The sequence below is a fragment of the Blautia sp. 210820-DFI.6.14 genome, assembly GCF_020558815.1.
In the GTDB taxonomy this organism is placed as follows: Bacteria; Bacillota; Clostridia; order Lachnospirales; family Lachnospiraceae; genus Blautia_A; species Blautia_A obeum.
On record NZ_JAJCKS010000003.1, the window covers coordinates 1 to 24,927 of the forward strand.

Sequence of the window (24,927 nt, forward strand, 5' to 3'; positions counted from 1 at the left end):
CAACAAAAATGAAGCTGCCGCTTCACGATTTATTAATCGTTAAAGCGACAGCCCCATTGAGCAAGAAGCCCCCACTTCAAAATCAGAGATTTAAGTGGTGGGAGCGTGTCACAGGTCAGGTATCAGCGAGCTGGAAGTATATTATCTGGCTGCTGATTACGGTAAGTCTTTGTATTCCTGTGCGCCTCTCGGCAAATTTTACCCTGATGGATTTTAAAGTACAGAGAAGCATTCAACAGAATGAACAAAATTCGAAGACAACGGATTACGCAGCAAGACCGGGAGAGAGACAACAGAAAATGAAAATAATGTCTTCTGTGAACAATAATACGAAAAGTCAGTCTGAAGTTCCGGAACAAAAAGGGTTTGTCGTGCATACGGCTGGAAAATGGATGGAAACTATTGCTGTAATTTTTGCATCGGTCTGGCTGGGTGTGGCAGTGCTTAAACTGGCAGGAGAACTGCTGGCATATTACCTTTCCATGAAAAATCTCAGGAGAATGAGCCTTCCAGTCAATGATCCGGTGAGTATTCAGATGTATAGAGATGTATGGCGGAAAAAGCGTGTGCGCAGAGTACCGGAGCTCAGACAGAATGCGGGTCTTACTACACCACTTCTGGCAGGATTCTTCCATACAAAGTTGTATCTTCCGGCAACAGGCTATTCCGCAGAGGAGCGAAAACTAGTATTTTACCATGAACTTACACATTATTGTCATCGGGACCTCTGGTATAAGATGCTTCTTCGAATCTGTGCATCAATATACTGGTTTAATCCGTTTCTTCTTATTATGCTGAAAGAAGCAGATAAGGATATCGAGAATCTATGTGATACGGCAGTGATTAACCGTGTAAACAAAAAAGACCACAGGCTTTACAGACAGCTGCTTCTTCGTACAGTGGCGATGAATAATCAGATCCCATATGTGACAGCAAGTCTCAATGACAGCGGAATGGTGTTTAAGGACAGAATTTTGTATATGGTGAACATACGGAAGCTTCGCAGAGGAATCTTGCCGGGAATTCTTGTGACGGTGCTTCTTGCGGGCAGTAACCTCGTATTTAATGTTTCTGCCGGGACAGATACAGTCCCAACGCGAACAGAGAGAACAGGGCAGCGACGGAAGTGTCGATGTAAAAGAGACCACAAACGGAGATTATTATTATCGTGATGCAAATGGTGTTGGCTATACCGATAACGGCGATGGCACCTGGACCGATGAGAATGGGAATAGTTATACGGAGTAAAGTCTGCTATGCATGATAAAAAGATAGTATTTTACTTTTGAGGTGGAAACGGGTATCATATGGGTAACAACTTTTTCACCCAAGAAGGAGGATTATCATGAGCAAAGTAGTAGATATTACTGGAGCTTCTTCAAAGGAAGCCAGATTGAAAAGAATTATAGCTTCTCTGGAAGAAATAAAAGATACTCTTGTGGATGTGATTGATGCATATGAAGCAGAAGATGAGAGCAGTGACAAACTGGATCTTCTGACAGAGGCACTGGATGCACTGGAGGATGCGAATGACGCACTGAATGATGCATCCGATGAAGCCTGACACGGAGAGAAAAATATGGCATCAGAAAGAGCAGACGAGCTTTACAGAGCATTGATTGAAAGAAGATATCCGAAGGAACTATGTTCAGAAATTGCCTACAAGTATCTGAATACGGATTACACAGCAACGCGCATGCTGGGGTATCTGTACAGGATGACAGAGCCACCCGCAGTTGAGGTAGTGGTGGATGAAATGATTGCAATTTTGAGTGACAGGGAGCAGCTTATAAAGAAAAAAGAATCAGAACATGCCCAGGCTGTGATCAGTAAGATGTACAGGGACGGGCTGTAGATATCATAAAACGAGCAAAACATATATTGACACATTTTAAAGAAATAGTTATAATCCTAAACGTTAGGATTATAACTATTTTGCTTTCAACATAAAAAGAAAGGAACGTGAGACGTGAACACATCATTGCATTACCTGACCATGGCGAATCATCTGTTAATTCAGAAGCGTATTCTGGAAAAAGTAAAGGAGTCAGGGCTTACACTGGGACAGCCGAAGGTTCTGGATTATCTTAAAAGTCATGATGGAGCAAGTCAGAAGGAAATTGCAGCGGGCTGTTTTATCGAGGCGGGATCGCTGACTTCAATACTGAACCGTATGGAGGAAAAAGGTCTGATCGAGCGACGTATGCTCAATGGAAACAGAAGGACTTTTCACATTTTTATGACAGAATCCGGCAGGAAGAGCCAGAAGCTTGTCGAGGCTGCTTTTGTGGAAATTGAGGAGAATGCATGGAAAGATATTTCTTCAGAAGAAGCAGAGACATTTATGAAGATTTATCATAAAATTTATTACAATCTGTCTGAGACAGGCTGCGAGGAAACAGGGAAAGAAGGAAAGTAACAAATGAACAAATTAAAAAGATACGTAATATTTCTGATCGGTCTGTTTGTGAACTCACTTGGTGTCAGTCTGATCACGAAAGCAAGTCTGGGAACATCACCGATCTCATCCATTCCGTATGTGTTGAGTTTGAGTTTTCCATTTACACTTGGTAATTTTACGATTTTTTTCAGCGTATTTCTGATCTTACTGCAGTTACTGATCCTGCGTAAGAATTTTAAACTGGAACATGTTCTGCAGATACCGGTATCGATTGTTTTCGGATATTTCATCGACCTGACGATGCTTTTGTTTACATGGGTAAATCCGCAGAACTATGTCATGAAAATTGTGTATCTTCTGATAGGATGTCTGATCCTTGGAATTGGTGTGTATATGGAAGTTCTGGCAGATGTTGTCATGCTGCCAGGAGAATCTTTTGTCCGTGCGATCGTTCTGACATGGAAAACAAACTTTGGTACGACAAAGATTTTCTTTGATGTGTCTATGGCAGTTATCGCGGCAGTTCTGTCTTTGGGCTTTGCCGGACACCTCAATGGTGTTCGAGAAGGCACAGTCATTGCAGCACTTCTGGTCGGATTTATCGCAAGGGTTCTGGGCAAGAAACTTGCGTTTGTAAAACCTGACATTTAATCTGAAAACGGAGATGGGAGTCTTTTTGTTTGTAGAAGGAGAAATCGATACACCTTATTGCAGGATTAAAAGTGCTTGGAAGTGGAAAATATTCATTTTTATTGTGAAAAAATTTATTTTTGTGTAGGAACGGAGGATTTCTAAAATGTCTGAATTGACTGAGAATAGTCATTTACAAAGTAACATAACAATGCCTGTGATAAGAGGGGAAATTGCACTGATAGTAATTATACTGATCAACAGTCTGGGAGTAGTACTTATGCTCTATTCTGGGTCAGGGATTTCTGCAATATCCAGTGTGCCGTATGCGTTTTCACTGGTGTTTCCAAAGATTTCTCTTGGAACCTGGACCTATATTTTTCAGGGACTTTTAGTATTATCACTGATGATCATGCGAAAGAAATTCGTTGCACCGTATCTTTTCAGTTTCTTAGTTGGATTTGCATTCAGTGAGATGCTGGATATACATGAAATGTGGATTAACGCCTTGCCGACAGCTTTAGAATACAGAGTGATTTATTTTGTAATCAGTTATTTTCTGATATGTTTTGGAATCGCACTTTCCAACCGCTGTGGTCTGCCAATTATTCCGACAGATCTTTTTCCGAGAGAACTGGCAGATATCACAAAGATAATATATTCCAGGATCAAGATTGGATTTGATGTCACCTGTCTGGTAATAACAGCACTGATGACCTGTATCATCCTTGGACATTTGGACGGACTCGGAATCGGTACGATTCTTGCTGCATTTACGATGGGAAAAGTGATTGGAATGATCGGAGACCAGATGGATCGTCATGTAAGATTTGAGTCATTTATGACAAAGAGATCGGCATAAAAGGAATAATAAAAAGAGTGTAAATCTTGTGGTGTCAGGATTTACACTCTTTTTTAGTGTTCTTATATCAATTGCGCAGTTTGGAAATAATAAAGCATACGATACCGAAAATGACCATGACCGGGATCAGAACACTCAGCACCGTACACAAAAGCACAATCACGATTGCAGCGATCAGGATAACGGCAAGCTTGCCATACCAGGTACTAAGATCGATGTGAAAACTACGGCTCTTTACTTTTTTACTGCCGGAGCTGCTGTTGTCATATTCATAAGAATTGTCTGTGTATGGTTCAGAATAGCTTCCTGTAGTCTGTGGATTACCGGAAGCGGTTGAATCAGTATCTAAAAGAGTACGTGCGATCAGATGAGGATCGCCGAGTTCATTTAAAATATCGTCTTCACTGCGTCCTTTACGCTGTTCTTCTTCAATATAATTGCGATAATATTGTACATGGGCGGCAACATTTCCCTCCGGCATCTGCCCGGAAAGCTGTTCATATAAAATGTCAAGAAATTCTTTTTTGTTCATAACAAATCTCCATAAAAGCAAATTCATTGCCTCTGACAGAGGCTTAATTATCAGAATGGTAACATTTTACCACACATAATGAGGAAGGAATAGAGATTGAAATATTAAATTTTCATAAAGGGATGTAAAGTGTTTCTGAAATAAAATGCTGGTATTTTATTTTATACATAGGAACAAAAACTTGTCTAAAAAAAATGAAACTGGTATAGTATACATTAGAACTTTTGCACAAATACGCGACAGAACAAATGGGGTGGAGAGATGTTAAAGATTTTTCTGGCAGAAGATGAGGTTGTAGTCCGTGAGACGATCAAACGAATGATCCCGTGGGAGGAACTTGGCTTTGAGCTGGTAGGAGAAGCGGCAGATGGTGAGATGGCATTGCCGTTGTTGATCAGACAGCAGCCGGACCTTTTGATCACGGATATCAAGATGCCATTTATGGATGGTCTAACGCTGGCACGTCTGGCCAAAAAGGAAATACCGGGGCTGAAGGTTGTGATCTTAAGTGGATATGATGACTTTAATTATGCAAAACAGGCGATAGGAATTGGGGTGGAGGATTATCTCCTGAAACCGATCACAAAGAATGCTTTGATTGAACGGCTTTCAGAAATCCGCAGCCGCTATGAACATGAAAAAACACAGAAAGAATATTACGAAAAATTCCAGAGAGAGATGCAGGCTTATGAGAAGAACAGCAGCCGCGATTTTTTTGAGGCATTGGTCGGCGGTTCCATGGACATGATGGAGGTCTATAAAAGAGCAGAAAAGCTTGGTCTGGATATTGTTGCAGAGGCTTACAATGTTCTGATCTTTACGATGAACTGTGATGAGGATTTTTCCGGACAGAGAGATGAATATTCTTCGTGGGAAGCAGAGTCACTGGAACTTCTGGAAAACTTTTTTGCCGGTCATTCATCGGCCATGCTGTTTCGAAGTAATATTTTCTCCTATGGTGTACTTCTTAAGGGACAGAGAGAAACTATTGAAGAAAATACAAGAGCGTGTGTGGATGAGATCCGTAAGATTCTGAGCAGGCAGGATGGAAGAAGGGAATGGTTCCTTGCAGTTGGTCAGTCTGTGGATCGTCTGAGTCAGATACAAAAGAGCTATCATACGGCATCAAGAGCCTTTTCGCAGAGATATCTGTATGATGAAAATATTCTTTACTATGATGAGATGGAAACTATGGAGCATCCTGGTGGACAGGCGGAGACTGAAGATAATGCCTATCTGCAGAAAGTGGATGTGAATGCCCTGAATCCGGCAATCCTTCAGAAATTTTTGAGCAATGGTCTTCAGGAAGAGACAGAAAACTTTGTAAAAGACTATTTTTATGCAATCGGTCAGGAGCCGATGGAATCACTGGTATTTCGAAATTATGTTATTCTGAATGTTCGGTTTTCTGTTATTTCATTCATTAAAGGGCTGGGATGTGATACGAATGAAATGGAATCTGCAGATACAGAAGAAGTACTTGCAGAGAGTGGAAAGAATATGGAAAGTGCAATTGCTTATGCGAAAAAAATGATCTCACAGGCAATCGAGATCCGTGACCAGAATTCCGGAAACAAAAACCGCAGTATTTTAAAAACCGCGGTGGACTTTATTGACAGCCATTATATGGATGAAGAGATTTCACTAAATACGGTTGCCAATGTTGCAAATGTCAGCTCTAATCATTTCAGCGCTCTGTTCAGCCAGAATATGGGACAGACTTTTATTGAGTATCTGACCACACTGCGTATGAATAAAGCAAAAGAGCTTCTGCGTTGCACAGGTATGCGTTCCAGTGAGATCGCAGGAGAAATCGGATATAAAGATGCACATTATTTCAGCTATCTTTTTAAGAAAACACAGGGTATGACTCCGAGTGATTACCGTAAGGCACGGGAGGAAAAAGCATGAGAGGAGTACTTCAGAAAAGAAAAAAGCAGATGGGACTTGAGAAACGTATGAACAGACTTCTGTTCAGTACGATGATTCCGATGGCCTGCCTGCTGGTTATTTTGCTTCTGATCTTCTGGCAGTATGCCGGACAGTATAACAAGCTGTCAGAGAATCTGGCGGTCAGCAGTAAATTCAACCTGAGCTTCAAGGATGAGCTGGATCTGGAAATGTATTATCTGGCAATCGGTTCAAAGGAAGCCAGTGAACTGGATGATGTACTGGGACAGGTAGAAGATGCACAGAATATCATGGAGAAGCTGCGTCAGAATACATATCATGCCAGTGGGGTGAAGTGTTTGAACAGTCTGGATGCTTATCTGGATAATCTGAAGAAACGAATGGTTCAGCTGATGGAGATCAAGGAATATGATAGGCGAATGGAATTTATGGACAGCAACATTCGTATTATTACAGGTCTGATCATGCAGGAGATGCAGAACTATATTTATAATGAGTCCATGTATCTGGTACAGGTGGAGACAAGTCTGACGCATAGAGTCAAAATCCTGATATCAGGAATGGCAGTGTTACTGCTTGCAACGCTTGGGATCCTGATGCGCAGATCGTTCCGTCTAACTGGTGGGATCATCCAACCGGTAACCGAGATGCGAGATAAGGTGAAGAAAGTAGGAAAGGGAAATTTCGATGTTCTTCCGGTGTCTGCGGAGATTATAGAGATTGAGGAACTGGATCAGGGAATCAACAAGATGGCACACAGGATCAGTGGACTTCTGGAAAATGTCCGGCAGGAAAAGGAGATGCAGCATCTGACAGAACTGCAGCTGATCCAGGCACAGGTCAATCCGCATTTTTTATATAATACCCTGGATACGATCGTATGGCTGATCGAAGGTGGTATGACGGATGATGCAGTGGAGATGATTTCCAGTCTTTCTATTTTCTTCCGTACATCGCTTTCTAAAGGAAATGACATCATTCCTCTTTCGGAAGAGAAACGGCATACGTTGAGTTATCTGGAGATTCAGCAGTTCCGCTACAGAGATATCCTGGAATTTGAATTATCCATTCCACAGGAGCTTGATGGGATACAGGTGCCGAAACTTTCCATTCAGCCGCTTGCGGAGAATGCTCTTTATCATGGAATCAAGAACCGGCGTGGCAAAGGAAAGATTACGATCACCGGCAGGGAAGAAGCGGATGCGATCGTTCTTACAGTCAGTGATAATGGACAGGGAATGACACCGGAGCGTCTTCATGAGGTACAGGAGGCAATACGTACAGGAGAGAGAGCCGGATTCGGGCTTGCGGCAGTTGCGGAACGTATTGCTTTGTACTACGGACCGGGCTACGGAATGACGATTTCTTCTAAAGAAGGAGAAGGTACAACGGTGGAATTACGGCTTGGGAAAAATATTCAACCGAAATCGTAAAAAATCCAACTTGTTAAAAATGAGACAGAAAGATAGATAAAAGACTAAACTTTTTTCCGAAAATAATCCATGGAGTTTTCGTAACAAATTGCTATAATAAAATCATATTAAAAAACACGAAACAAATGTAAAGGGAGGATTACAAAATGAAGAAAAAAATGGTGACAGCGCTCTTGGCAGTATCTATGTTGGCAGGACTTTCCGCAGTGAATGTTATGGCAGCGGACGACGACACAATTACAGTTGGTTTCTCACAGGTAGGTGCAGAATCTGACTGGCGTACTGCAAACACAGAATCCATGAAATCTACTTTCTCAGAGGATAACGGATATGAACTGATCTTTGACGATGCTCAGCAGAAACAGGAAAATCAGCTGACAGCAATCCGTAACTTCATCCAGCAGGAAGTTGACTATATCGTACTCGCACCTGTAACTGAGACAGGTTGGGATACAGTACTTCAGGAAGCAAAAGATGCAGGAATCCCGGTTATTATCGTTGACCGTATGGTAGATGTATCTGACGACAGCCTCTACACTGCATGGGTAGGATCCAACTTCAAACTTGAAGGTCAGAAAGCTATGGCATGGCTGGATGCATATCTCGAAGCAAAAGGCCGTGGCGATGAAGAAATCAACCTTGTTGATATTCAGGGAACCATCGGAGCATCTGCTCAGATCGGACGTACAGAAGGATTTGATGAAGCTGTAGAAGCTCATGACAACTGGACAACACTTGCTCAGCAGTCCGGTGAATTTACACAGGCTAAAGGACAGGAAGTTATGGAATCTATCCTGAAACAGAGCGGTGATGATATCGACGTTGTATACTGCGAGAATGATAACGAAGCATTTGGTGCAATCGATGCGATCAAAGCAGCAGGATATGAAGTTGGCGGCGAAGAAGGCCAGATTCTTGTAATGTCCTTCGATACAACAAACGCAGGTCTTACACAGACACTTTCCGGCGAAATTACATGTGATACAGAGTGTAACCCACTTCACGGACCACGTGTAGAAGAGATCATCCAGAAACTGGAAGCCGGCGAAGATGTTGATAAACAGGCATTTGTTGATGAAGTTGCATTTGCATCTGATGATACAGTAACTAAAGTAACAATTGATGGAACAGATTATGATATCACTCCAATTACTCAGGAAATCATCGACGGACGTGCATACTAATCTTTGAGACATAAAACTGCAAACTGAAAGAGATTTATAAGTAATGAGCCCGGGGCGTGGAACAGGATCCAGATGGTATGGATTTTATGGGCCACGCCCCTTTTGCGCTCAAAAAAGGGAAAATAAAGGAAAAAATGGAATAAAACAGGGAATGGAGGAAAGAAAATGGAACAAAACGTTGTTTTGGAAATGTGTGATATAAGTAAAAATTTCACCGGTGTCCGTGCCCTTTCCCATGTGGATTTTACACTTCGCAAAGGTGAGATCCATGCACTGATGGGAGAAAACGGAGCCGGAAAATCAACACTGATCAAAGTTCTGACCGGTGTACATGAATTCGAAAGCGGTTCCATTCATATGAATGGTGAAAATAAAGATATTATCAATCATTCTCCGCAGGAGGCACAGGCAAATGGAATCAGCACGGTTTACCAGGAAGTAAACCTCTGTCCGAACCTGACTGTTGCGGAAAACCTGTTTATTGGCCGTGAGCCGCGAAACAAGGTTGGAATGATCAACTGGAAAGAAATGAATGCACGTTCTGCAAAGCTTCTGGAAAGCCTGAACATTAATGTTCCGCCGACACAGATGCTGGATGAATGTTCTGTAGCGATCCAGCAGATGATCGCGATCGCACGTGCTGTGGATATGAAATGTAAGGTTCTGATCCTGGATGAGCCGACTTCCTCTCTGGATGATGAAGAAGTTGAGAAACTGTTTGTTCTGATGCGCAGACTTCGTGAGGAAGGTGTTGGAATCATCTTCGTAACACATTTCCTGGAGCAGGTATATGCAGTGTGTGACCGGATCACGGTTCTTCGAAATGGTGAGCTGGTTGGAGAATATGAGACCAAAGATCTTCCAAGAGTTATGCTGGTTGCCAAGATGATGGGGAAAGATTTTGATGATCTTGCAGACATCAAAGGCGATCGTAAAGATAAAAAAGTATTCTCCGAAACTCCGGTCATTGAGGCTGAGGATATTGGACATAAGGGAACGATCCGGCCATTTGATCTTAAGATCAATAAAGGAGAGGTTATCGGTCTTACCGGTCTTCTGGGATCCGGACGTTCTGAACTGGTACGTTCCATTTACGGAGCTGACAAAGCCGACAGCGGTACATTGAAGGTAAATGGCAAAGAAGTAAAGATTAACAGTCCACTGGATGCTATGAAGCTTGGTATGGCATATCTTCCGGAGGATCGTAAGGCGGAGGGTATCATTGCTGATCTTTCCGTACGAGAAAACATTATCATTGCAATGCAGGCAAAGAAAGGCATGTTCCATCCGATGAGCCGTAAAGAGATGGAAGAGGCGGCAGATAAATATATTGATATGCTGCAGATCAAGACTGCAAGCCGTGAAACTCCGATTAAGAGTCTTTCCGGTGGTAACCAGCAGAAGGTTATCCTTGGCCGCTGGCTTCTGACAAATCCGGAATATCTGATTTTGGATGAGCCGACCAGAGGTATCGATATCGGTACCAAGACGGAGATCCAGAAGATCGTTCTTGATCTTGCAGATCAGGGAATGGCAGTAACCTTTATTTCTTCAGAGGTTGAAGAGATGCTTCGTACCTGCTCCAGAATGGCAGTCCTTCGTGACGGAGAAAAGGTAGGAGAACTGGAAGAGAGCGAGCTTTCACAGAGCAATATTATGAAAGCGATTGCAGGAGGTGACGATAAGAATGAATAAAAGTAAATTAAAAAAGATCACGAGTGCACGACTCTTTCTTCCTATCGTGTGTCTGATCGCGGTCCTTCTGATCAATGTGATCAAGACTCCGGACTTCTTTAATATTACGATTCGAAATGGTGTCCTTTATGGATATGTTATTGATGTTATCAACCGTGCATCTGAACTGGTAATCCTTGCAGTTGGTATGACACTTGTTACAGCAGCATCCGGTGGACAGGATATCAGTGTTGGTGCAGTTATGGCGGTTGCAGCAGCTGTATGCTGTCAGATCTTATCTGGTGGTGCATCTTCTGTAACAGAATATCAGAACTCTCTGATCATTGCAGTTATTGCAGCACTTCTTGCAGCAGCACTCTGCGGAGCATTTAACGGATTTCTGGTAGCGAAGCTGAATATCCAGCCGATGGTAGCAACGTTGATCCTTTATACTGCAGGACGAGGTATCGCACAGCTTGTTACAAATGGACAGATCACTTACATCCGTGTTCCATCTTTCCAGATGGCAGGTGGATATATCGGTAAATCTCCGGTTCCGACGCCTGTTCTTTTCGCAATCGTAACCGTAGTTATCGTAGCTTTGATTTTGAAAAAGACAGCTCTTGGACTTTATATTGAGAGTGTTGGTATCAATGGTAAAGCAGCACGACTGGTAGGTCTGAACTCTACCATGATCAAGTTCCTGACTTACGTGATCTGCGGTGTTCTTGCAGGAATCGCCGGACTGGTAGCATCCAGCCGTATCTATTCCGCAGATGCGAACAACATTGGTCTGAACCTTGAGATGGATGCCATCCTGGCAGTTGCACTTGGCGGTAACTTCCTTGGCGGTGGTAAATTCAGCCTGATCGGTTCTGTAATCGGAGCTTATACAATCCAGGCACTGACAACAACTCTATATGCAATGAATGTAAAAGCCGATCAGCTTCCTGTTTATAAGGCAATCGTTGTTATCATCATTGTAACCTTACAGAGTGATGTATTTAAGAAATTCGTTGCAAATCACAGAAGCAAAAAAGTTTCCGTTGCAGCAGAGGGAGGTCAGAAATAATGAAACAGAAAAAGAAAATGACAAGTACCGGATTTCTACTGTTGATCACGATCGTTCTGTTCTTCGTTATGTATGCAGCAGGTATGGTGATCTTTGCAGATAAAGGTTTTGCCAAACCGCAGATGTTTCTGAATCTTTTTGTATCAAATGCAGGTCTTCTCGTTATTTCCTGTGGCCTGACGATCGTTATGATCACCGGTGGTATTGATATCTCCGTTGGTTCTGTAACAGCACTTGTCTGCATGGTAATGGCAGACCTTATGGAAAACAAAGGCGTGAGTGCATATGTGGCAGTTCTTGCAGCACTTCTGATCGGTCTTGCTTTTGGTATCGTACAGGGATTCCTGGTAACTTACATGGGAATCCAGCCATTTATCGTAACACTTGCCGGTATGTTCTTCGGACGTGGTATGACAGCAATCATCAGTACAGACATGATCTCCATCAAAAACGAAGTATTCCTGAAATGGGCAAACTACCGTTTCTACATGCCATTTGGTTCTACAAACAAAAAAGGTAAATTTATTCCGGCATACATTCCGCCGACAGTAGTGATCGCAATTATTGTAGTTCTCATTATTGCAGTGCTTCTGAAATATTTCAAATTCGGCCGTAAACTGTATGCGATCGGTGGAAACAGACAGAGTGCCCTGATGATGGGTCTTGATGTTAAAAAGACAATGTTCCGTGCCTATGTACTGGATGGCTTTCTTGCAGGACTTGGCGGATTCCTTTTCTGCCTCAACAGCTGCGCCGGTTTCGTAGAGCAGGCAAAAGGTCTTGAGATGGATGCAATTTCTTCAGCCGTTATCGGTGGAACACTTCTTTCCGGTGGTGTTGGTACCCCGATCGGTTCCTTGTTTGGTGTGCTGATCAAAGGAACGATTTCCAGTCTGATCACAGCACAGGGTACTTTATCAAGCTGGTGGGTACGAATCGTACTTTCCGCACTGCTTTGCTTCTTCATCGTGATCCAGTCTGTACTGGCATCTGCAAAGAAGAAAAAATGATCAAAGAAAAATATATGGAGGTTTTTTGTTATGGTTACAGGTAGAAATTATAAGTTCTGGTTTTGCACAGGCTCACAGGATCTTTATGGAGATGAATGCTTAAGAAAAGTTGCAGAACACTCAGGAATTATTGTTGAGGAACTGAACAAATCAGGCGTTCTTCCTTTTGAACTGGTGTGGAAACCAACATTGATCACAAATGAGCTGATCCGTAAGACTTTTAATGAGGCTAATGCAGACGATGAATGTGCAGGTGTGATCACTTGGATGCATACATTTTCTCCTGCAAAATCCTGGATCCTTGGACTGAAGGAATACAGAAAACCATTGTGCCATCTGCATACACAGTTTAACCAGGAAATACCATATGACACAATTGATATGGATTTCATGAATGAAAACCAGTCTGCTCATGGTGGAAGAGAGTATGGTCATATCGTTACCCGCATGGGAATCGAGAGAAAAGTTATCGTCGGACACTGGGCTGATAAGAAGGTTCAGGAGAGACTGGCATCTTGGATGCGTACCGCAGTCGGCATCATGGAAAGTAGCCATATTCGTGTCTGCCGAGTTGCTGATAACATGAGAAATGTAGCTGTTACCGAGGGCGATAAAGTAGAGGCACAGATCAAATTCGGATGGGAAGTGGATGCTTATCCGGTCAATGAAGTATGCGATTATGTGAAGGATGTTTCAAAAGGAGATATTGATGTTTTAGTCGAAGAATATTATAATAAATATGACATTCTTTTTGAGGGCAGAGACCCGGAAGAATTCAAACGTCATGTAGCAGTACAGGCAGCAATTGAAATCGGATTTGAGAGATTCCTGGAGGAGAAAAACTACCAGGCAGTTGTTACTCATTTCGGTGATCTTGGTGGTTTACAGCAGCTTCCGGGACTGGCAATGCAGCGTCTGATGGAGAAGGGATATGGTTTCGGCGCTGAGGGTGACTGGAAGACAGCAGCAATGGTCCGTCTGATGAAGATTATGACTGCAGGGGTGAAGGATGCGAAGGGAACTTCTTTCATGGAGGATTATACATACAATCTTGTTCCGGGTAAGGAAGGTATTCTTCAGTCACATATGCTGGAAGTATGCCCGACGATCGCTGACGGTAAGATTGGCATCAAAGTATGCCCGCTTTCCATGGGTGACAGAGAAGATCCGGCAAGACTTGTATTTACATCCAAGACTGGTCCGGCAATCGCTACTTCTCTGGTAGATCTGGGAGATAGATTCCGGCTGATCATCAATGATGTTGAGTGTAAGAAAGTAGAGAAACCGATGCCGAAACTTCCGGTAGGGAGCGCGTTCTGGACTCCGCAGCCGGATCTGGCAACAGGAGCAGAGGCATGGATCCTTGCAGGTGGCGCTCATCATACGGCATTTTCCTATGATCTGACTGCTGAACAGATGGGTGACTGGGCAGCAGCAATGGGAATCGAAGCTGTCTACATTGACAAAGATACAACCATCCGCAATTTTAAGAATGAACTGAGATGGAATGAGGTCGCGTTCAGAAAATAAAAGGCGGATGTGGTAAACACAGAAGTCGGGAGGATTTACAATGAGTGTAAACGAAGCAAAGACAGCTATTTTAAACAACAAAACAGCACTTGGAATAGAGTTCGGATCTACCAGAATCAAAGCAGTTCTGGTAGATGACAAATATGATCCGATCGCATCCGGAAGTTATGAGTGGGAAAACCGTTACGAAAACGGTGTGTGGACTTACTCTCTGGATGACATTCATAAGGGATTACAGGGAAGTTACAGCGACCTGGTGAAGGACGTACAGGAGAAATACGGTGTGGAGCTTACCAGTGTCGGTGCGCTTGGAATCAGTGCCATGATGCATGGTTACATGCCATTTGATAAAGATGGAAAACTTCTGGTTCCGTTCCGTACCTGGAGAAATAATATTACAGGTGAAGCATCTGAGAAACTGATGGAACTTTTCCAGTATAACATTCCACAGAGATGGAGCATCGCACATCTGTATCAGGCAATCCTGAACGGAGAAGAGCATGTAAAAGATATTGATTATATGTGTACTCTGGAAGCTTATGTACATCGCATGCTGACAGGAAAGCGTGTTCTTGGTATCGGTGATGCAGCAGGAATGTTCCCTGTTGATTCGGAGAAAAAAGATTACAATCAGGAAATGGTTGAGAAATTTGATAAACTGGTAGAGCCTTATGGATTCCCATGGAAGCTTCGTGACATTATGCCAGAGGTCATGGTTGCAGGACAGGATGCCGGCACTCTGACAGAAGAAGGTGCAAAATTCCTTGATCCTACAGGAAAACTCAAAGCCGGAATTCCGATGTGTCCGCCGGAAGGTGATGCAGGAACCGGTATGGTTGCAACTAACAGTGTTAAACAGCGTACAGGTAATGTTTCTGCAGGTACTTCTGTATTTGCAATGATCGTTCTTGAAAAAGCACTTTCCAAACCATACAAAGAGATTGATATGGTAACTACACCGGCTGGTGATGCAGTTGCCATGGCACACTCCAATAACTGTACTTCTGACCTGAATGCATGGGTAAATGTATTCAAAGAATTTGCAGAGGCTATGGGAATGGAAGTGGATATGAACAAGCTGTTTGGAACACTTTACAACAAAGCTATGGAAGGTGACCCGGACTGTGGCGGACTTCTGTCCTACTGCTATTTCTCCGGAGAGCATATGACAGGATTTGAAGAAGGTCGTCCGTTATTTGTTCGTTCCCCTGAGAGTAAATTTACACTTGCAAACTTTATGAGAACAAATCTCTACACCTGCCTTGGAGCAATGCGTGTAGGTCTGAATATCCTGATCGACCAGGAACATGTTAAGATTGACAGACTCTTAGGACATGGTGGTCTGTTTAAGACAAAAGGTGTCGGACAGCAGATTCTTGCAGATGCAGTGAATGCACCGGTATCTGTTATGTCAACCGCAGGAGAGGGCGGCGCATGGGGTATCGCGCTTCTGGCTGCTTATCTTGTCGACAAGAAAGACGGAGAGACTCTGGATGAATTCCTGGACAACCGTGTATTTGCCGGAAATGAAGGAAGTACTCTTGATCCGGAGCCGGAAGGAGTCAAAGGATTTAATGAATTTATGGACAGATATCTGAAGGGTCTGCCGATCGAGAGAGCAGCGGTGGAATCTAAGATCTGGTAAGAAATGATAGGACTGCAGGGTACTGTGTATGAAATGCACAGTGCCCTTGAGTTATATAAAAAGAACTGCGTAAAGGAGAAAAAGTATGCTTGAGAAATTAAAAGAAGAAGTATATAGGGCAAATATGGACCTGCCAAAATATGGGCTGGTAACATTTACCTGGGGAAATGTCAGCGGAATCGACCGTGAAAAAGGTCTTTTTGTTATTAAACCGAGTGGCGTGGAATATGATAAGCTGAAACCGGAAGATATGGTTGTTGTAGATCTTCAGGGAAATAAAGTAGAGGGAGAATACAATCCGTCTTCTGATACTCCGACGCATGTGGTTCTTTATAATGAGTTCCCGAATATCGGAGGAATCGTACATACGCATTCTGAATGGGCAACGAGCTGGGCACAGGCAGGAAGAGCTATCCCGTGTTATGGAACAACGCATGCGGATTATATTTATGGAGAAGTTCCATGTGTCCGAAATCTGACAAAAGAAGAGATTGAAGAGGCATATGAGAAAAATACGGGTGTTCTGATCGCAGATTATTTCCGCAAGCTTGATTATGAGGCTGTTCCGGCAGTCCTTTGCAAAAACCACGGACCGTTTACCTGGGGTAAAGATGCGCATGAGGCAGTGCACAATGCAGTTGTACTTGAGGAAGTGGCAAAGATGGCATGCCGCTGTGAACTGATCAATCCACAGGTGAAACCGGCGCCACAGGAACTGCAGGATAAGCATTATTACCGGAAACATGGTGCAAATGCTTATTATGGACAGATCAAAAGATGATAAAGGATTCCCGGTGAGGAATTGTGAAAGAGTACTCCGGTGGAGTTAACTTGTGAATTATCCTCTGAATATGGTTCAATTCAAAAATTCTAAAGTATCAGGAAGTACAGGATTTTGCTAAAGGCGATACATAAAATGCTGAACTCGCATCAAAGATGCTCAGACAGCAGCATTTTATGCATCAACGCAAAAACCTGCACATTCCGATACTTGGACGAATTTTTTCAGGCGAACTCATTTCAGAGGATAATTACAGGTTTTCTCCGTCGGAGTTTTTTCAATACCGCACCGGACTTTATCTGGGACAGCGGCGACGCCGGAGGATACGTGGGGATATGACAGCGCGCAGCGCGACCAGGAGCCCACCAATTAAAACAAAAGAATCTCTGGAAATATAAAAGCTCCCTGTCGGGAAAACTCTGCAGGAATTTATAGAAACACTTAGAGGATTCTCTTTCTGTGTTATGGATTGAAAAGTGCATTGTCTGAGCCGTAAGGCGAGTTATACACTTTTTATCCATGGTTTTAACAGAAGGAGAATACTCCTAGTGTTTCTGAATTCCGAAGCTGTTTCCAGACGGGGAGTTTTATATAACAGAGAAATTCATTTTGTTTTAAAGCTCATTTAGTAATCTCTTCCGGTAAACACGGCCACGCTCCTCGGCCGCATCACGAAACTTCTGTCAATCCGGACTTCCTGTCCTTCCGGATAGCAGTAATGCCCGTTTCCATCTCCATACGTATTGACGCTCAAGTGCCATGCGCCTCTTCTGTGAAGATTTGGAAGCGTGATCGTGACGTCTTCCCAGAAAGTATTGACTGCGACATAGATCAGGTCATCTTTTCCTTTTTCTTTATCGTATCCCGCAAAGCTCACACAGAAGGTACGTGCATCTCGTGGAATATCTGTTTCTTCTGCATTCAGATTATGTGTGTGGATAGGATCCATGCCGCAGACGGATGTGGGCAGCTGTTTGTGGATGACCGGATGCTTTTTGCGGAATGCGATCATAAATTTAAAGAATTCAAACAGATCTTTGTTCTTTTCGAGCATACGCCAGTCCAGCCAGGAAGTAATGTTGTCCTGGCAGTAGCTGTTGTTGTTTCCGAATTTGGTATTCCCAAATTCATCACCGGCAAGAAACATTGGTGTACCGCGGCTGCACATAAGGACAGCACAGGCATTCCGGATCATACGGCGGCGAAGTGAGAGGACTTCCGGATCATCGGTCTCACCTTCGGCACCACAGTTCCAGCTGCGGTTGTCATTGGCCCCGTCTGTGTTATTCCAGCCGTTTGCTTCGTTATGTTTGTCATTGTACGCATATAGATCGTACAGTGTAAAGCCGTCATGACAGGTCAGAAAATTCACGCAGGAATTGTAACCGGCATAGTTGCTGTGGGTATTGTCGTAATAGCCACCATAGAGATCACCGGAGCCGGAGATACTCCAGGCTGCATCCCATGCATTCCAGGAATCCCCTTTCAGATAACTGCGGAGAGAGTCACGGTATCTGCCGTTCCATTCTGCCCAGCGGCCGCTTGCAGGGAAGCTTCCTACCTGATAAAGACCGCCGGCATCCCATGCTTCAGCAATCAGTTTTACGTTGCTTAAGATTGAATCATCGGCAAGAGTACGGAGCAGAGGCGGATTATTCATAGGAGAGCCATCTTCATTTCGGCCAAGGATACTTGCCAGATCGAAGCGGAATCCGTCTACGCGGTAATTGATCGTCCAGTAGCGCAGACATTCGAGAATCAGCTGCTGAACGACAGGGTGATTACAGTTCAGGGTGTTTCCGCAGCCGCTGAAGTTGTAGTAATTGCCATCAGGAGTCAGCATATAGTAAATATTGTTGTCAAATCCTTTGAAACTGAATGTGTTTCCTTTTTCGTTTCCTTCGGCAGTGTGATTGAAAACAACATCCAGGATTACTTCAATCCCGTTGTCATGAAGTGCTTTGATCAGTGTTTTCAATTCCGTACCTTCCTGGTTATGTTCATTTGCAGCGGCATAGCTGCTGTTCGGAGCAAAAAATCCGACAGTGTTGTATCCCCAGCATTCGAGAAGTTGTTTGCCATCTACGGTACGGGAATTCATGGTCTCATCAAATTCGAAGATAGGCATCAGTTCCACTGCATTGATTCCCAGTTCTTTCAGATAAGGAATTTTTTCCATAAGTCCGGAAAAAGTTCCTCGATGCTGAACACCGGAAGAAGGATGATGAGTAAAATCACGTACATGCAGTTCGTAGATGATCAGGTCACAGAGTTCTTTTTTGGACTGTGGCATATCACCCCAGTCGAAACGGTCTTTGACGACACGTGCATGATACGTATGGTCCCAGCGGATTCCCCAGGTACGCTGACCTGCAACTGCTTTGGCATATGGGTCGAGCAGAATTTTATTTTTGTCAAAGAGCAGTCCTTTTTCCGGACAGTATGGTCCGTCTACACGGTAGGCATATTCAAATTCATCAATGTTCAGTCCATATACGATCATGGAATAAACATCACCGATCTTGTAAGCTTCCGGAAAAGGAAGTACAGCAAAAGGTTCTTCCTGTGCACGGTGGAACAGAAGCAGTTCACAGGAGGTTCCTCCGCATGTGTGAATGGTAAAATTAACACCATTCTGCAAAGGAGTAGCCCCGTTCAGATCGTAAATTCCCGGACGGACCGGAAAACCGGCGATTTCTGCCATAGGGGAAGATTCATAAGGATGGTCAGATACAAATTTCTGATGATAGGATTTCATTTTTTTCTCCATTTCTGAAGCTCCCGGCCTGATGTACAGACCGGGAGCTTGTTTTGTATAGATTCTTGTGTCGGAAAATTTTTATAAATCGTTTGTCAGATGCAGCTTATCAAGAATATAGAAGATAAGGCTTAAAGCCATGGCTACTACACAGGCAAGGACCATTCCGGTGAGTTTGACGTTGCCAAGATTCAGGGCGATTCCGGAAAGGCCTACGATAAAGACTACAGAAGTCAGGGCCAGGTTACGGGATTTGCTGTAATCCACCTGATTGTCTACGAGCATACGAAGACCGGAAGTTCCGATCATACCGTACAGCAGGAAGGAGATTCCACCGATAACCGGTCCCGGAATCGTGTTGATCAGGGCAGCAAGTTTGCCGAGGAAAGAGCAGCAGATAGAAAGAACTGCAGCACCACCAATGACCTGAACGCTGTAAACTTTTGTCATAGCCATAACACCGATGTTTTCACCATAAGTTGTAGTCGGCACAGAACCAAGACATCCGGATACGGTAGTTGAGAAAAAATCTGCAAAAAGGGAACGATGAAGTCCGGGATCTTTCAGCAGATCTTTGCCTACGATCTTACTTGTCACGATCTGATGGCCGATGTGCTCGGAAGTAACAAGAAGCAGTGCCGGAAGAATGGTCAGGATTGCCTCCAGATTAAATTTCGGTGCCTGAAAATTCGGAAGTGCAAAAAAAGCAGCTTCTTTTACAGCAGTAAAATCAAGAATTCCGCAGGCAGCTGCGGCTGCATATCCGGCAATGATCGCGATCAGGATTGGAATAACGGATAAAAATCCACGGAACAGGATCTGGCCAAATACAGCAACACCGAGTGTGACCAGAAATACGATCACATTTTTCATATCGATCTGTTCGTCCAGAAGTCCGGCAGTGCTTGCTGCGCTTCCGGCAAGCTCCAGTCCGATCAGTGCAACTACCGGTCCCATGGCTGCGGTTGGAAGGACAATGTCAATCCAGTTAGTTCCACACTGACGGATGATCAGAGCAACGATCATACCGCAGATGCCGAGGACAACAAATCCGCCCAGAGCATACTGGAAACCAAATTTGGAGGCAACCAGGAGTCCAGGTGACAGGAATGCAAAACTGGAACCAAGATAGGCCGGTGCTTTACCTTTGGTGATCAGAATGAACAGAAGTGTTCCGATACCGTTCATCAGAAGAACGATGGCAGGGTTGATACCGAACATAAAAGGAACCAGAACAGAGGCACCGAACATGGCAAACATATGCTGGATGCTTAAAGGTATTAACAGATTAACAGGTACTTTGTCTTCTACTTGGATAATTTTTCTTTCCACGTTACCCTCTCTTTCTTATCTGCATGCGGCAGATAACATTTAACTAAGTGACCGTTTACAAACGGTTACGATTCTGAACAATTATACCATAGAGGAGCTTTCATTACTATTTAAAAATAAATGTGCAGAATGTAAAAATAATATGCAGGAATAAAAAGTGGATGTGAGTGGGGGAGGTGGTTATAATTTGGACAAAAATAGGGTGCATATTGGTGAAATGTTGTTGCTTTTTTCAATATTTTATATTATAATCTTGTTTGTAAAAAGAATTTACCCTTCAAAAATTTTTTTTACATAACCCCTTATTTAATTATTTATACTCCCCTTGAAATACCCGGTAGCTCCCCTATCGGGTATTTCTCTGTTTAAATATGGAAAATCATGGAAGTTTTCTGGCTGTTTTATAAAGAATCCAGGCAGTTATGAATAGTATCCTGTTCTTCTGGTCATAATAATGGATGTAATGAAATTGCTGCAAACAGTAATCTTACATTACAAAACGAACCAGGAGGAATGGACAAATGGCAAAAAATTACGAAAATGAAAACAAAGCAAAAAACTACAGCACAGATAAAACTTCAGACAAAAATGCAATGGACAGCCGAAACAGTTCCAAAAACAGCTCTAAAAATGCTTCCAGAAACAGTTATGGAAACAAAACATCCAATGCATATGACAAAGAGCAGAATGATTATTCTGGCAGATACTAAGGAAGAATAAAACAGGATTTTCCCTTCTCTTGCAAAGAGGCTGGCTATGTGCCGGCCTCTTTTGCTGCCTGCAGATAAGGATGGTATTGCTTGGGAAGATTGAAGAGGCAGATCGTGCACCGAAAAGAAAAGGGAACATATGATAAATAAAAAAGGAAGGTTTGTCATGTTTCCTATTGAAACGATCTCAGCCAGGATGCTTGATTATTATGTGGGGCGAAACGATGCTTTGATCATAGATCTGCGAGAAGAAAAAGCATATGCCGAAAGTCATGTGCGGGGAGCTGTAAATATTCCATATGAAACACTGGAGAACAGAAAAGATCTTCCAATGAATAAGATACTTGTTTTTTACTGTGACAGAGGCGGTGCAAGCATGGCAGCCGCAAGAGAATTTGTCAGACGGGGATACAGGACACGTTCGGTGATCGGTGGGTTTACGGCGTACCGAGGCAGAAATCTTGTGAGTGGAGACAGGTAATGAAATCTTGTAATTTCCCTGTAACCATGATAAGGTAAGAAAGAGAAAATGTTATTATTCAGAGGAGAATTAAGTATGAAATACATGTTTGCATCTGATGTGCACGGCTCGGCATACTATTGCCGGCTGATGCTGGAGAAATATAAAGAAGAGCAGGCAGAACGCCTGGTGCTGCTGGGCGATCTGCTTTATCACGGACCGAGAAATGACCTTCCGAAGGAATATGCACCGAAAGAGGTCATCAAAATGCTGAATGGCATGAAAAATGATATTTACGCAGTAAGAGGTAACTGTGAAGCGGAAGTGGACCAGATGGTTCTGGAATTCCCGGTAATGGCAGATTACTGTATTCTGGCAATTAACGGACTTACTTTTTATGCGACGCATGGACATGTCTATAATGAAAATAATCTTCCACCGTTCCACGAGGGAGACATTCTGATACATGGACATACACATGTGCTGAAAGCAGAACAAAAAGAAGGGTATATCCTTCTGAATCCGGGATCTGTATCTATTCCGAAAGAAGGAAATCCGCCTACATATGCTGTTCTGGAAGACAAAACATTTACGATTAAAGATTTTGATGGAAATATCATCAAGGAAATGAGGCTTGGATGAAATATATGGAATTGATCGCACCGTGTCACTTTGGCATGGAAGCGGTTCTGAAACGCGAGATTCTGGATCTCGGGTATGAGATCAGTAAGGTAGAAGATGGCAAAGTTACGTTTCTGGCAGATGCGGAAGGTATTGCACAGGCCAATATGTTCCTTCGTACGACAGAGAGGATTCTGCTGAAGACCGGAGAGTTTAAAGCAGTGACATTTGACGAACTTTTTGAAAAAACAAAGGCGATCCCGTGGGAAGAATATATTCCGAAGGATGGCAAGTTCTGGGTAGCAAAAGCCAATTCTGTGAAGAGTGCGCTGTTCAGTCCTTCTGATATTCAGTCCATCATGAAAAAAGCAATTGTAGAACGCCTGAAAAGTGTTTATGGAATTTCCTGGTTTCAGGAGGATGGTGCAAGCTTCCCGATTCGAGTAGCCTTTATGAAGGATGTGGCTACGATCGGGATTGATACATCCGGAGTTTCTCTTCATAAGAGAGGCTATCGTCAGATGACTGTCAAAGCTCCGATCACTGAGACGCTGGCCTCTGCACTGATCATGTTGACGCCATGGAATAAAGACCGCATTCTTGTGGATCCATTCTGCGGAAGTGGTACTTTCCCGATCGAGGCAGCTATGATTGCGGCAGATATGGCTCCTGGCATGAAACGTTCTTTTCTTGCGGAAGACTGGAAACATCTGGTTCCGCGCAAATGCTGGTATGATGCACTGGAGGAAGCGCAGGACCGTGTGAACCTGGATATAGATACAGATATTCAGGGATATGATATTGATCCGGAGGCACTGAAATCTGCCCGTGCCAATGCGAAGATGGCAGGAGTGGATAAGCTGATCCATTTTCAGCAGAGAGCAGTCAAAGATCTCAGTCATCCGAAACCATATGGATTTATCATCACGAACCCGCCATATGGAGAACGTCTGGAAGAAAAAGAAGCACTTCCACAGTTGTACAGAGAGATTGGAGAGAGTTATAATCGTCTGGACAAGTGGTCTATGTATCTGATCACATCTTATGACCGTGCGGAAAATGATATTGGACGAAAAGCGGACAAGAATCGCAAGATTTATAATGGTATGTTAAAAACATATTATTATCAGTTCCTGGGTCCGAAACCACCAAGGAGGAAAAAAGATTGAAAAAAGTAATTTTTGCAACCGGTAATCAGGGAAAAATGAAAGAAATCCGTGAAATACTCGGAGATCTGGATATTGAACTTCTTTCCTTAAAAGATGCCGGAATTCATGCAGATATTGTAGAAGATGGAAAAACGTTTGAAGAAAATGCACAGATCAAGGCAAGGACCATCTGCAATCTGACAGGTGAGATCGTTCTGGCAGATGATTCAGGACTGGAAATCGATTACCTGAATAAAGAGCCGGGAATTTATTCCGCACGTTATATGGGAGAAGACACTTCTTACCATATTAAGAATGCAAAACTGATCGAGAGACTGGAAGGAGTTCCGGATGAGAAGAGGACTGCAAGGTTTGTGTGTGCGATCGCAGCGGCATTTCCGGATGGAACGATGAAGACTGTGAGAGCAGCGATGGAAGGCAGAATCGGATATAAAGAGAGCGGAGAAAATGGTTTTGGTTATGATCCGATCTTTTATCTTCCGGAATACGGCTGTACTTCTGCCGAACTTTCCATGGAAGAAAAAAATAAGATCAGCCACAGAGGGAAGGCTCTGCGTGCGATCAAGGATGAACTTCGATGAAGGTACTGATCGTCAGTGATACCCATGGGCACGATGAAAATCTGGAAAGAGCGGTGATGATGGAAACGCCGTTTGATATGCTGGTACATTGCGGAGATGTGGAGGGCCGTGAGATTTTTATCGAAGCTCTTGTGGACTGCCCCTGCTGTATTGTTGCCGGCAATAATGATTTTTTCTCAGACCTTCCGAGAGAAGAGGAGATAGAACTTGATGGAAATAAGGTTCTTGTCACGCATGGAAATTATTATGGTGTGTCCATGGATATTTCCGGTGTCGCAGAAGAAGCAAAGTCCAGAGACTGTGATGCTGTGTTCTTTGGACACACGCATAAGCCTGTAATTGAAGAAATAGACGGTGTTCTGGCCATTAACCCGGGAAGTCTGTCCTATCCACGCCAGCACGGCAGAAAGCCAAGCTATGTGATCCTTGAGACTGATAAAGACAGAAAGATGTCTGCCAAGATCAAATATCTGTAAAATGATTTAAACAAGTATGTATAGGGGACTCTAAATTGTTCGGGTTAAGATTCAGGGAAAACAAAATAATAGAATGTCAAAACAGCAGGAAATCTTCTCCATACGAGAGAGAAGTCTCCTGCTGTTATTCTATACATATCCTATTTGAAAAACGA

Annotated in this window: 24 protein-coding genes; 21 read left to right on the forward strand and 3 right to left on the reverse strand. The window is 43.3% G+C overall.

Annotation, left to right across the window (positions count from 1 at the left end; genetic code table 11):
* The 6 genes from LI112_RS03895 to LI112_RS03920 all read left to right on the forward strand — a co-directional run.
* A partial coding sequence (locus LI112_RS03895) for a M56 family metallopeptidase (RefSeq protein WP_227190271.1) occupies positions 1-1,172 on the forward strand: 1,172 nt, incomplete at its 5' end.
* A gap of 173 nt (positions 1,173-1,345) precedes the next feature.
* Positions 1,346-1,564 carry a hypothetical protein gene (locus LI112_RS03900; RefSeq protein ID WP_005424286.1) on the forward strand — a complete coding sequence of 73 codons (219 nt, stop codon included), beginning with the start codon at positions 1,346-1,348 and terminating at the stop codon, positions 1,562-1,564.
* 15 nt (positions 1,565-1,579) lie between these two features.
* Complete coding sequence (locus LI112_RS03905; RefSeq protein WP_173904919.1) at positions 1,580-1,855, forward strand: hypothetical protein; 276 nt, start codon at positions 1,580-1,582, stop codon at positions 1,853-1,855.
* 141 nt (positions 1,856-1,996) lie between these two features.
* Positions 1,997-2,419, forward strand: a complete 423-nt coding sequence (locus LI112_RS03910; RefSeq protein WP_227190314.1) for a MarR family transcriptional regulator — start codon at positions 1,997-1,999, stop codon at positions 2,417-2,419.
* A gap of 3 nt (positions 2,420-2,422) precedes the next feature.
* A complete protein-coding gene (locus LI112_RS03915) occupies positions 2,423-3,052 on the forward strand; it encodes a YitT family protein (protein WP_005424289.1) in 630 nt (209 codons plus the stop codon).
* A 145-nt stretch (positions 3,053-3,197) separates the two neighbouring features.
* Positions 3,198-3,893 carry a DUF6198 family protein gene (locus LI112_RS03920; RefSeq protein WP_227190272.1) on the forward strand — a complete coding sequence of 232 codons (696 nt, stop codon included), beginning with the start codon at positions 3,198-3,200 and terminating at the stop codon, positions 3,891-3,893.
* A 67-nt stretch (positions 3,894-3,960) separates the two neighbouring features.
* Here LI112_RS03920 and LI112_RS03925 read toward each other — a convergent pair whose 3' ends face one another.
* The gene (locus LI112_RS03925) at positions 3,961-4,425 is read right to left on the reverse strand and encodes a DUF1700 domain-containing protein (protein WP_227190273.1); all 465 of its coding nucleotides are present in this window, start codon (positions 4,423-4,425) and stop codon (positions 3,961-3,963) included.
* A 261-nt stretch (positions 4,426-4,686) separates the two neighbouring features.
* On the opposite strand from LI112_RS03925, the gene LI112_RS03930 reads away from it, so the two are divergent.
* The 9 genes from LI112_RS03930 to araD all read left to right on the forward strand — a co-directional run bounded on the left by LI112_RS03930 (position 4,687) and on the right by araD (position 16,665).
* Positions 4,687-6,336 (forward strand): response regulator, encoded by a 1,650-nt coding sequence (locus LI112_RS03930; protein ID WP_117628600.1) that lies wholly within the window; start codon positions 4,687-4,689, stop codon positions 6,334-6,336.
* Positions 6,333-7,769, forward strand: a complete 1,437-nt coding sequence (locus LI112_RS03935; RefSeq protein ID WP_227190274.1) for a sensor histidine kinase — start codon at positions 6,333-6,335, stop codon at positions 7,767-7,769. Before LI112_RS03930 ends, LI112_RS03935 begins: the two co-directional genes overlap by 4 nt.
* 146 nt (positions 7,770-7,915) lie before the next feature.
* A complete protein-coding gene (locus LI112_RS03940; protein WP_005424296.1) occupies positions 7,916-8,953 on the forward strand; it encodes an ABC transporter substrate-binding protein in 1,038 nt (345 codons plus the stop codon).
* A gap of 165 nt (positions 8,954-9,118) precedes the next feature.
* On the forward strand, positions 9,119-10,648 hold the full coding sequence (locus tag LI112_RS03945) for a sugar ABC transporter ATP-binding protein (protein WP_227190275.1): 1,530 nt from the start codon (positions 9,119-9,121) through the stop codon (positions 10,646-10,648).
* A complete protein-coding gene (locus tag LI112_RS03950; protein WP_055055694.1) occupies positions 10,641-11,699 on the forward strand; it encodes an ABC transporter permease in 1,059 nt (352 codons plus the stop codon). The genes LI112_RS03945 and LI112_RS03950 overlap by 8 nt, the downstream gene beginning before the upstream one ends.
* Positions 11,699-12,709 carry an ABC transporter permease gene (locus LI112_RS03955; RefSeq protein WP_005424300.1) on the forward strand — a complete coding sequence of 337 codons (1,011 nt, stop codon included), beginning with the start codon at positions 11,699-11,701 and terminating at the stop codon, positions 12,707-12,709. The genes LI112_RS03950 and LI112_RS03955 overlap by 1 nt, the downstream gene beginning before the upstream one ends.
* Before the next feature lie 30 nt (positions 12,710-12,739).
* Positions 12,740-14,239 carry an L-arabinose isomerase gene (gene araA, locus LI112_RS03960; protein WP_227190276.1) on the forward strand — a complete coding sequence of 500 codons (1,500 nt, stop codon included), beginning with the start codon at positions 12,740-12,742 and terminating at the stop codon, positions 14,237-14,239.
* Between the two features lie 40 nt (positions 14,240-14,279).
* Entirely contained in the window at positions 14,280-15,884 is a 1,605-nt protein-coding gene (locus LI112_RS03965) for a xylulokinase (protein WP_227190277.1), read from the forward strand.
* Positions 15,885-15,969: 85 nt separating this feature from the next.
* Positions 15,970-16,665: an L-ribulose-5-phosphate 4-epimerase gene (gene araD, locus LI112_RS03970; protein WP_055055692.1), complete on the forward strand. Its 696-nt coding sequence runs from the start codon at positions 15,970-15,972 to the stop codon at positions 16,663-16,665.
* A gap of 625 nt (positions 16,666-17,290) precedes the next feature.
* Here the strand turns inward: araD and LI112_RS03975 are convergent.
* Positions 17,291-19,423: a glycogen-debranching protein gene (locus tag LI112_RS03975; RefSeq protein WP_118037104.1), complete on the reverse strand. Its 2,133-nt coding sequence runs from the start codon at positions 19,421-19,423 to the stop codon at positions 17,291-17,293.
* A gap of 81 nt (positions 19,424-19,504) precedes the next feature.
* The gene (gene uraA / locus LI112_RS03980) at positions 19,505-20,755 is read right to left on the reverse strand and encodes a uracil permease (protein ID WP_044925460.1); all 1,251 of its coding nucleotides are present in this window, start codon (positions 20,753-20,755) and stop codon (positions 19,505-19,507) included.
* A gap of 521 nt (positions 20,756-21,276) precedes the next feature.
* On the opposite strand from uraA, the gene LI112_RS03985 reads away from it, so the two are divergent.
* The 6 genes from LI112_RS03985 to LI112_RS04010 all read left to right on the forward strand — a co-directional run bounded on the left by LI112_RS03985 (position 21,277) and on the right by LI112_RS04010 (position 24,772).
* Complete coding sequence (locus LI112_RS03985) at positions 21,277-21,465, forward strand: hypothetical protein (protein ID WP_022388458.1); 189 nt, start codon at positions 21,277-21,279, stop codon at positions 21,463-21,465.
* Positions 21,466-21,631: 166 nt separating this feature from the next.
* The gene (locus LI112_RS03990) at positions 21,632-21,946 is read left to right on the forward strand and encodes a rhodanese-like domain-containing protein (protein ID WP_022388459.1); all 315 of its coding nucleotides are present in this window, start codon (positions 21,632-21,634) and stop codon (positions 21,944-21,946) included.
* Between the two features lie 75 nt (positions 21,947-22,021).
* Positions 22,022-22,567, forward strand: a complete 546-nt coding sequence (gene yfcE / locus LI112_RS03995; RefSeq protein ID WP_022388460.1) for a phosphodiesterase — start codon at positions 22,022-22,024, stop codon at positions 22,565-22,567.
* Positions 22,564-23,715, forward strand: coding sequence for a class I SAM-dependent RNA methyltransferase (locus LI112_RS04000; RefSeq protein ID WP_118051126.1), 1,152 nt, complete (start codon positions 22,564-22,566; stop codon positions 23,713-23,715). The genes yfcE and LI112_RS04000 overlap by 4 nt, the downstream gene beginning before the upstream one ends.
* Positions 23,712-24,296, forward strand: coding sequence for an XTP/dITP diphosphatase (locus LI112_RS04005; protein WP_118037041.1), 585 nt, complete (start codon positions 23,712-23,714; stop codon positions 24,294-24,296). The genes LI112_RS04000 and LI112_RS04005 overlap by 4 nt, the downstream gene beginning before the upstream one ends.
* Positions 24,293-24,772, forward strand: a complete 480-nt coding sequence (locus LI112_RS04010) for a metallophosphoesterase (RefSeq protein WP_005424314.1) — start codon at positions 24,293-24,295, stop codon at positions 24,770-24,772. The genes LI112_RS04005 and LI112_RS04010 overlap by 4 nt, the downstream gene beginning before the upstream one ends.
* Positions 24,773-24,927: the final 155 nt, after the last annotated feature.

Excerpts from the sequence above, each read along its gene's own strand:
- LI112_RS03900 (WP_005424286.1), top strand. The coding sequence starts at position 1,346 with ATGAGCAAAGTAGTAGATATTACTGGAGCTTCTTCAAAGGAAGCCAGA.
- LI112_RS03905 (WP_173904919.1), top strand. The coding sequence starts at position 1,580 with ATGGCATCAGAAAGAGCAGACGAGCTTTACAGAGCATTGATTGAAAGA.
- LI112_RS03910 (WP_227190314.1), top strand. The coding sequence starts at position 1,997 with ATGGCGAATCATCTGTTAATTCAGAAGCGTATTCTGGAAAAAGTAAAG.
- LI112_RS03915 (WP_005424289.1), top strand. The coding sequence starts at position 2,423 with ATGAACAAATTAAAAAGATACGTAATATTTCTGATCGGTCTGTTTGTG.
- LI112_RS03920 (WP_227190272.1), top strand. The coding sequence starts at position 3,198 with ATGTCTGAATTGACTGAGAATAGTCATTTACAAAGTAACATAACAATG.
- LI112_RS03925 (WP_227190273.1), bottom strand. The coding sequence starts at position 4,425 with ATGAACAAAAAAGAATTTCTTGACATTTTATATGAACAGCTTTCCGGG.
- LI112_RS03930 (WP_117628600.1), top strand. The coding sequence starts at position 4,687 with ATGTTAAAGATTTTTCTGGCAGAAGATGAGGTTGTAGTCCGTGAGACG.
- LI112_RS03935 (WP_227190274.1), top strand. The coding sequence starts at position 6,333 with ATGAGAGGAGTACTTCAGAAAAGAAAAAAGCAGATGGGACTTGAGAAA.
- LI112_RS03940 (WP_005424296.1), top strand. The coding sequence starts at position 7,916 with ATGAAGAAAAAAATGGTGACAGCGCTCTTGGCAGTATCTATGTTGGCA.
- LI112_RS03945 (WP_227190275.1), top strand. The coding sequence starts at position 9,119 with ATGGAACAAAACGTTGTTTTGGAAATGTGTGATATAAGTAAAAATTTC.
- LI112_RS03950 (WP_055055694.1), top strand. The coding sequence starts at position 10,641 with ATGAATAAAAGTAAATTAAAAAAGATCACGAGTGCACGACTCTTTCTT.
- LI112_RS03955 (WP_005424300.1), top strand. The coding sequence starts at position 11,699 with ATGAAACAGAAAAAGAAAATGACAAGTACCGGATTTCTACTGTTGATC.
- araA (WP_227190276.1), top strand. The coding sequence starts at position 12,740 with ATGGTTACAGGTAGAAATTATAAGTTCTGGTTTTGCACAGGCTCACAG.
- LI112_RS03965 (WP_227190277.1), top strand. The coding sequence starts at position 14,280 with ATGAGTGTAAACGAAGCAAAGACAGCTATTTTAAACAACAAAACAGCA.
- araD (WP_055055692.1), top strand. The coding sequence starts at position 15,970 with ATGCTTGAGAAATTAAAAGAAGAAGTATATAGGGCAAATATGGACCTG.
- LI112_RS03975 (WP_118037104.1), bottom strand. The coding sequence starts at position 19,423 with ATGAAATCCTATCATCAGAAATTTGTATCTGACCATCCTTATGAATCT.
- LI112_RS03985 (WP_022388458.1), top strand. The coding sequence starts at position 21,277 with ATGGCAAAAAATTACGAAAATGAAAACAAAGCAAAAAACTACAGCACA.
- LI112_RS03990 (WP_022388459.1), top strand. The coding sequence starts at position 21,632 with ATGTTTCCTATTGAAACGATCTCAGCCAGGATGCTTGATTATTATGTG.
- yfcE (WP_022388460.1), top strand. The coding sequence starts at position 22,022 with ATGAAATACATGTTTGCATCTGATGTGCACGGCTCGGCATACTATTGC.
- LI112_RS04000 (WP_118051126.1), top strand. The coding sequence starts at position 22,564 with ATGAAATATATGGAATTGATCGCACCGTGTCACTTTGGCATGGAAGCG.
- LI112_RS04010 (WP_005424314.1), top strand. The coding sequence starts at position 24,293 with ATGAAGGTACTGATCGTCAGTGATACCCATGGGCACGATGAAAATCTG.